General features: G+C 72.2%; 5 protein-coding genes and 2 pseudogenes. 3 read left to right on the top strand and 4 right to left on the bottom strand.

What is annotated here, in order from left to right; genetic code table 11:
• The 3 genes and pseudogenes from KS423_RS33655 to KS423_RS33645 form a co-directional block, all read right to left on the bottom strand.
• Positions 1 to 233, bottom strand: a pseudogene (locus KS423_RS33655) (hypothetical protein); the annotation flags it as partial.
• Positions 234 to 345: 112 nt separating this feature from the next.
• A complete protein-coding gene (locus KS423_RS33650; protein WP_224283549.1) occupies positions 346 to 867 on the bottom strand; it encodes a MarR family winged helix-turn-helix transcriptional regulator in 522 nt (173 codons plus the stop codon).
• A gap of 56 nt (positions 868 to 923) precedes the next feature.
• Positions 924 to 2,099 carry an FAD-dependent monooxygenase gene (locus tag KS423_RS33645; RefSeq protein ID WP_224283548.1) on the bottom strand — a complete coding sequence of 392 codons (1,176 nt, stop codon included), beginning with the start codon at positions 2,097 to 2,099 and terminating at the stop codon, positions 924 to 926.
• A 190-nt stretch (positions 2,100 to 2,289) separates the two neighbouring features.
• Here KS423_RS33645 and KS423_RS33640 point away from each other — a divergent pair, with 190 nt between their 5' ends.
• Both KS423_RS33640 and KS423_RS33635 read left to right on the top strand, forming a co-directional pair.
• The gene (locus tag KS423_RS33640; protein ID WP_224283547.1) at positions 2,290 to 2,895 is read left to right on the top strand and encodes a TetR/AcrR family transcriptional regulator; all 606 of its coding nucleotides are present in this window, start codon (positions 2,290 to 2,292) and stop codon (positions 2,893 to 2,895) included.
• 398 nt (positions 2,896 to 3,293) lie between these two features.
• Positions 3,294 to 4,913 (top strand): alpha/beta hydrolase, encoded by a 1,620-nt coding sequence (locus KS423_RS33635; RefSeq protein WP_224283546.1) that lies wholly within the window; start codon positions 3,294 to 3,296, stop codon positions 4,911 to 4,913.
• A 442-nt stretch (positions 4,914 to 5,355) separates the two neighbouring features.
• Here KS423_RS33635 and KS423_RS33630 read toward each other — a convergent pair whose 3' ends face one another.
• A complete protein-coding gene (locus KS423_RS33630) occupies positions 5,356 to 6,090 on the bottom strand; it encodes an ABC transporter ATP-binding protein (RefSeq protein ID WP_224283545.1) in 735 nt (244 codons plus the stop codon).
• A 419-nt stretch (positions 6,091 to 6,509) separates the two neighbouring features.
• Here KS423_RS33630 and KS423_RS33625 point away from each other — a divergent pair.
• A pseudogene (locus KS423_RS33625) lies at positions 6,510 to 7,002 on the top strand (hypothetical protein); the annotation flags it as partial.

Genomic DNA, 7,002 nt, shown 5'->3' with positions numbered 1-7,002 from the left:
CGCGGGGTACGGGCGGGACGGGCGCGGACGGGCCGGCGGCGCAGCACGGCGCCGAGTGCGGCGGCCACCAGGGCGGAGGTGCCGCCGATGGTGGTGAGCGCTGCGGCCACCAGCTGCGGCTGGCCGGTGACGGCTCCGCCGGTTCCGGCCGTGGCGGCGGGCATGGCGTAGGCGACCAGGACCTCGCGCCACAGGACGAAGGGCGGCGGAGCGCCGGGAATCTTCTTGCTCATGGGTCGGACTTCCTTCCGTTGCACTCAGGTGCCTAAGTATTTGTGCTTAGGCACCTAACTATTTGGGCTGAGGAGAGGCGGGCCGCCGGACGGCGGTCCGCCTGGGTGCGGATCAGTCCTCGGTGAGCGCGTCCATGCCCGCGACCACCCTGGCCAGCAGGTCCAGGAAGGTGGTGCGCTCCTCGGGGGAGAGGCCCCCGACCAGGGCCTGCATCCGGGTGAAGTGCTCGGGCGCCAGCTCCCGCAGCCTGTCGGCGCCCCGTGCGGTGAGGATCACCACGTTGCCGCGGCCGTCCTCGGTGGACGGCCGACGGGCCACCAGCCCCTCCCGCTCCAGGCCGTCGACCAGGCCGGTCACGGTCGCCCGGGAGACGCCGAGACTCGTCGCGAGCTGGGAGGGGGACTTCTCGCCGCCGTGGTCCTCCAGGTCCGCCAGCAGTCGGTAGCGGCCGGTGGAGAGGCCGAAGCGGCCGAAGTGCACCTCGCCGGCCTGGCCGAGCCGGGCGCCCGCCGCCATCAGCCGGGTCGCGACCAGGATCGCCTGCGGATCGGCCGTGAGGCCGTAACGGGCGATCTGGCGGCGGGCCTGGTCGAGGCTGGGGGCGGTGGGGCCGGTCTCGGGCTGCTGGGTCACGAAAGTAATATGGCGCCTAACCTGATTCCCGGTCAAGCGGGGGATCGGGTTGTTGCCTAGGCGGCACGGCGAGCGATCCGGGGTGGCGTCCAGTCGGCGTGCCGCAGGACGGTCCGGACCATCGCGCCGGGCGGGGTGAGCCGGATCGCGGCATTGCGCAGACCGACCGCCAGCGGGTTCGCGAGCTGCTGGCCCATCCGGCCGGCCCGGCGGGCGTCGCGGGCCACGGTCTGGCTGCGCGGGCGGCGGGCCGCGTCGTAGTGGGCGAGCGCGCCCTCGACCGTCCGGGCCTCGGCGAGCGCCGCTGCCAGGGTCACCGCGTCCTCCAGCGCCTGGCAGGCGCCCTGGCCGAGGTGGGGCGTCATGGCGTGAGCCGCGTCGCCGAGCAGCGCGATCCGGCCCGAGACGTACGACGGCAGCGGGGTGTCCAGCGCGTTGACGTCGTGGTGCAGTACCGCCTCGGGTCGGGTCGCGGCCAGCAGTGAGGGGATCGGCTCGTGCCAGCGGGCGAAGCGGCGGCGGACCTCGGTCAGTGGGTCCCGGTAGCGGATCCCGGCCGGGGCGTTCAGGACGGCGTGCCACTCGGCGGTGCCGTCCGGGAAGGCGATGTGGCCGAACTCGGCGCCGTGGCCCCAGGTCAGCTCGAAGTCGGCCTTGAGCCCGTCGACCGGGTGCTCGGTGATCGCCCGCAGCACCGTCGAGCCGCTGTAGGCCGGCCCGGGGTGGGCCGGGAAGAGGCGGCGCCGGACACGGCTGTTGATGCCGTCGGCCGCCACCAGCAGGTCGGCTTCCAGAGTGGTGCCGTCGAAGCCGGCGCGGACCCGCAGTGGCTGGGTGGTGTCCAGCTCGGTGACCTCGGCGCCGATGACGAGGGACTCGGTGGGCAGCGCCTCGCGCAGGATGCGGTGCAGGGCCGCGCGGGGTATGCCGACGATCGGGGCGCCCAGTTCGCGTTCCAGCGCGGCCCCGTCCATCGCGGCGAGCCGGCGCCCGTCCGGCGTCCGGGTGCCGCCGGTGTACTGGCGGCGCGCGGCCGCCTCGACCGCCTCGCCGACGCCGAGGGCGGCGAGCGAGCGCATCCCGTTGGCGGCCAGTGAGATGCCGGCGCCCGCGTCGTCCAGGACGGCCGCCCGCTCGACCACGGTCACGTCCCATCCCGCCAGCCGGAGCCCGATCGCGGCCGCCAGTCCGCCGATCCCGCCTCCGACCACCACCGCGCTGTTGCCGCTCATGCCCGGTCCTTCCCGTGTCGCCGCGCTGTTTTCTACATCTGTAGAAGGAGCGTACTACGGGGCTTTCGACAGGCGGACGGGGGTGTCGGGGGTGGCGGGGGCCGCCCGGGCGGTGGGATGCCGGCGGCCGGGACCGGTCCGGACCGAGCGGGTGCGCGGCGGGGTGGCGCGGGGCCGGTAGAAAGGGGGGATGCGGCGAAACGAGGATCGGAAGCGGGACGATGCGGGGCGGCCGGACCGGCGGACGGTGTTGGCGGACGCCGCGATCGGGGTGCTCGCGGACCTCGGCGTGCGAGGACTGACCCACCGTGCGGTCGACGCGGCGGCGGGGCTGCCGGTCGGGACCACCTCGGCCTACCTGCGAACCAGGCAGGCGCTGCTCACCGCACTGGTGCGGCGGCTGGTGGAGCTGGACCAGGGCGAGCTGCACGCCATGGGGGAACAGGTGCCGGTCCGTTCGGCCGCGGAACTGGCCGACGGAATCGGCGCGTTGATGCGGCGGCGGCTGTCCGGTGACGGGCGGCGGCGCTCGCTCGCCCGGTACGCCTGCGCGGTGGAGAGCGTGCGCGATCCCGAGCTGCGCGAGATCCTCGTCCCGCGGGAGAACGCCGGGCGCGCCGCTGTCCGCGCGTTCCTCGCCGCCCAGGGGGTGCCCGACCCCGACGGACGGACGGCCACGCTGCTGGCCTGCATCGACGGCCTGGTCTTCGAGCACCTGGTGGGCGGCGGGGAGCCCGCGGCCGACGCGATCCAGGGGCTGGTGGCGGCCGCCCTGAGGGTGGCGGCCGCCGGCTGAGGCGAGTTTGACGCGGCCCGCACGAACCGGACCCCGCCCGGCCCGCGTCCGGCGGCACGCCGCCGCGCCGGAGAACGCGCGGGAGATCATCGCCATCGCGCTGATCGAGAGTGACCGCGGGTCGTCACGGCCGGCCGCGTCACAGCGGAGGCACCCGGGAGGTGGGCCGTGCCGGGAATCCGGACACCGGGCCGGCTCCGCCGACCCGGACGGCCTACGGCGGGTTGGTGCGTTCGGTTGATGCGGCATCAGGTCAATCAAACGTCAAGTTGGTTCATTCACAGAATGTTCTGCGATCCGCGGTACGTCGAGCGGATGATTTCCGCTGCTCCCAGGTCTTCACAGAGAGATCTCCGGCTGACAGGCTGGGGCCGCCCTTTCAGTACGGAGGAGGTTCCTTGTCCCGCATATCCACGTTGGCCGGAGCAGTCACCTGCGCCCTCGCGCTTGTCACCGGCACCGCCGTCGCCGCGTCGGCGGCGCCCTTCGACCAGGCCCCGGGCCTGGCCGAGGCGAAGGTCGACCCCGTCGCCTGGACGCCGTGCAACCCCGACCCGAGCAAGCCGGACCCCGGCATCTACGACTGTGCCGTCTACCCCGTGCCGCTGGACTACGACAACCCGTCGGGCGAGAAGATCGGCATCGCCATGATGCGGCGGCGCGCGAGCGACCCGTCGAAGCGGATCGGCTCGTTGTTCCTCAACCCCGGCGGCCCGGGCGGCAGCGGCTACATGTGGGCGACCACCTCCCGCTTCGGTGCCGAGGTGCAGTCCAAGTTCGACCTGGTCGGCTTCGACCCGCGCGGCGTGGCCCGAAGCAACCCGCTCAAGTGCTTCAAGACCCAGGAAGACGCCGATGCGGTCACCAACCGCATGGTCGGCGTGCCGGTCACCAAGGCCGAGATCAACGAGACGCTGGACGCGGACCAGGACTACAGCGACGCGTGCAGCAAGAACGCCGGCCCGCTGATCGAGCACATGTCGACCATCAACGTGGTGCGCGACCTCGACCGGATGCGCCGCGCCGTCGGTGACTCCCAGCTCACCTTCGCGGGCTTCTCCTACGGCACCCTGATCGGTTCGACGTACGCCAACATGTACCCGAACAAGGTCCGCGCGATCATCGTCGACGGCAACGTCGACCCGAACCTGCGCCTGCACAACGGCATGGAGTACGACCGCCAGCGGGCGAACGGCTTCGAGCTGGCCCTGGACGAGTTCCTGAAGCGCTGCCAGGCTGCCGGCGCCCCGCGCTGCGCCTTCGGCGAGGGCGACACCCGGGCCAAGTTCGACCAGCTCCGCGACCACCTGCGGACCAGCCCGATCACGCTGCCGAACGGCTCCCAGGTGACCCTGAGCAGCTTCACCGGCGAGGTGGCCAGCGCCCTGTACTCGCAGGCCAAGCTGGCCCCGCTGGCCAAGTCGCTCCAGGCGACCTACCAGGTGTTCCAGAAGCCGGCCGCGACCGCCCTGCTGGCCCCGCAGGCGAACGTCTCGGACGAGGACGCCAACCTGCTCTCGGTGAACGTCCCGCGGGCGGCGCTGCGGGAGGCCCCGGTCGACTCCGAGTACACCGCGGACGACTCCTACCTGGCCGTCAACTGCCAGGACAAGCCGTACCCGTCCAACGACCGGGTGTTCGCGACCGCGGCCAAGACCTGGGAGAAGGAGGCGCCGACCTTCGGCCGCTACCAGGCCTTCGACGCGCCGGCGTGCGCGAGCTGGCCGGCCCCGGCCCGGGACGCCGAGCGCTTCTCCGGCCCGTGGAACAAGAAGACCTCCAACACCGTGATGGTGATCGGCAACCTCTACGACCCGGCCACCCAGTACAAGTTCGCGCAGCGGATGCAGCAGGAGCTGGGCAACGCCGTGCTGGTCAGCGTCGACTCGATCGAGCACTGTGCCGTGGGCCGCAGCACGGCGCTGAACCAGATGGTCACCCGCTACCTGGTGGACGGCACCGCGCCGCAGCCCGGCCAGCTGCTGAAGCCGGACGCGGAGATCTTCCCGGCAGTCTGACGTGACAGCCCCCGGTGACCCGGGGGACGAGGTGACGGTCGTGGTGGTCGGCGGTGCTGCCGGCCACCACGACCGTGCTTTTCGGGCGAGTTCCCGCAAGGCCGGGAAATTCCGGAGAATGCGGCAGCAGATCGTCATCGAACCTCCGGTGCAGCGGATTCCTGCGAGTCGTCGGCGACCGTAGCCCATGCCACTGACAATGGAGTTCCGGTGAGGCGACGAAGGTCGCGGCGGTGATGGATCACCGAAAATGACGTTCTGTCACACTTTCATTCATCGATTCGCAGGCCTGGGGTCCGACCCGGCCTGCCCACGCCTCCGCGCCCGATCGATCGTCCCGGCGAAGGGCTGAGCGCGGGCATGGCGAAGGCGTGAGGACGCACCCCGCATCCCCACGCCTTCGCCATGCCCCGTGGCTGCGACCCGCCCGGGACCTGTCCCGCTACGCCGCCCGCTCCGCCTCCTCCTCGATGATCCGCCCGTCCCGGACCTCGATCACGCGGTCGGCGAGCTCCATCAGCGTCGGGTCGTGCGTGGCGACCAGCACCGTGACGCCCTCGCTGCGCACCACCGCGCGCAGCAGCTCCATGATCGAGCGGCCGGTCTCCGAATCCAGCTGACCGGTCGGCTCGTCGGCGATGATCAGGCTGGGCTCGTTGGCCAGCGCGCGGGCGATGGCGACGCGCTGCTGCTGTCCGCCGGAGAGCTCGCCGGGGCGCTGGTTGGCGTGGTCGGCCAGGCCGACCAGGGCGAGCAGGGTGTGCGCGCGCTCCTCGCGCTCGGCTGCCGGGGCCTTGCGCAGCCGCATGGGCACGCCGACGTTCTCGGCCGCGGTGAGCATCGGGATCAGCCCGAAGGACTGGAAGACGAAGCCGATCCGCTCCCGCCGCAGGGCGAGCCGGCCGTCCTCGTCCAGCCCGGCGAGGTCGATGCCGTCCAGCGCGATGCTGCCGCCGGTCGGCGTGTCCAGGCCGCCGACCAGGTTGAGCAGGGTGGTCTTGCCGGAGCCGGACCGGCCCTTGAGCGCGGTGAGTTCGCCGCGGCCGACGGTGAACGAGACGCCGCGTAGGGCGTGCACGGCCCGCTCTCCGGTGCCGAAGCTCCGGCGGAGGTCGGTCACGGCCACCATCGGCTGGGTGGTGGTGTCGGCGGCGGTGGAGGCCTGGTGCTGCGTCATGCGACGTCCCCCCTGTGGGCGTGGCAACCCGGTTCCGTCCGGGTCCCGTCGGGTTCTACGGATATGACTGCTCCGGTGGTTCGCGCTCCCGGGCGGGAATCCGAGAAGACGGTGTCCCGGGCCAACTGGACGCGCTGAAGCCGGAGTTGTGAAGTGTGCATGGCATTCAAGTGAGGGCATCCCCGGCCGGGATGCTATCAATGAAAGGAATTTGCTCATTGCTTACTTGATTCGCGCAAGTCCCTTCCGTTCCTCGATCGAATCTGACAGCATCGTCCGCTATCCGGCGACCGATTGCCGGTGATCAATGCGCCGGTGTGCTTGCGATGTGTCCATCTATGGCCGATTTGTACTCGGATCGGACCGATGAGCGGGGCTCGGGGATGCAGCCGGGGACATGAATCCGGGGGAGGAACTTGATGCTCGGCTTCGTCGTGCGCCGACTGCGCGCGCGAGTGCCGCTGGCTGCCGCCGTCCTGTTTGCGGTGCTGATCACCACGTCCGTGCTGACCGCCTTGGTGGCCTTCAACAGCAGTGTCGGCGAGGCCGGCCTGCGGCAGGCGCTCCAAGGGCCCGGTCACGCCCGGACCATCGTGGCGGTGACCGGCGAGCACGGGCTCGACCAGCGGACGAAGGACGAGGGGGCAGTCGCCGCGTACCGGCAGAAGCTCTTCGGCGACCTGCCCGTGCACACCGACAGCGTGATGCGCAGCCGCTCCTACGGCCTGCCGGGCTCCGGCGCCGCAGCGAACGGCGACACGGTGGGCGCAAGCGGCTCGGGCGCCCCTGCGAGCAGCGCCCCCGCTCCCGCCGGCCAGGCCCCCGGTGCCCAGCTCGACCTGACGGTCCTCGCCGACCTCGACCGCGGCCGGGTCCAACTGCTGGCCGGCGCCTGGCCGGGGGCCGCCACCG

This window comes from Streptomyces sp. LS1784, assembly GCF_020103755.1.
Classification (GTDB): domain Bacteria; phylum Actinomycetota; class Actinomycetes; order Streptomycetales; family Streptomycetaceae; genus Kitasatospora.
Note: the sequence above shows the minus strand (reverse complement) of the source record. Positions and strands in the feature narration are given on the sequence as shown.

What these genes read in the sequence shown, in the direction of transcription:
- KS423_RS33630 (WP_224283545.1), bottom strand. Translation starts at nt 6,090, where the DNA reads ATGACGCAGCACCAGGCCTCCACCGCCGCCGACACCACCACCCAGCCG.
- KS423_RS33640 (WP_224283547.1), top strand. Translation starts at nt 2,290, where the DNA reads ATGCGGCGAAACGAGGATCGGAAGCGGGACGATGCGGGGCGGCCGGAC.
- KS423_RS33645 (WP_224283548.1), bottom strand. Translation starts at nt 2,099, where the DNA reads ATGAGCGGCAACAGCGCGGTGGTGGTCGGAGGCGGGATCGGCGGACTG.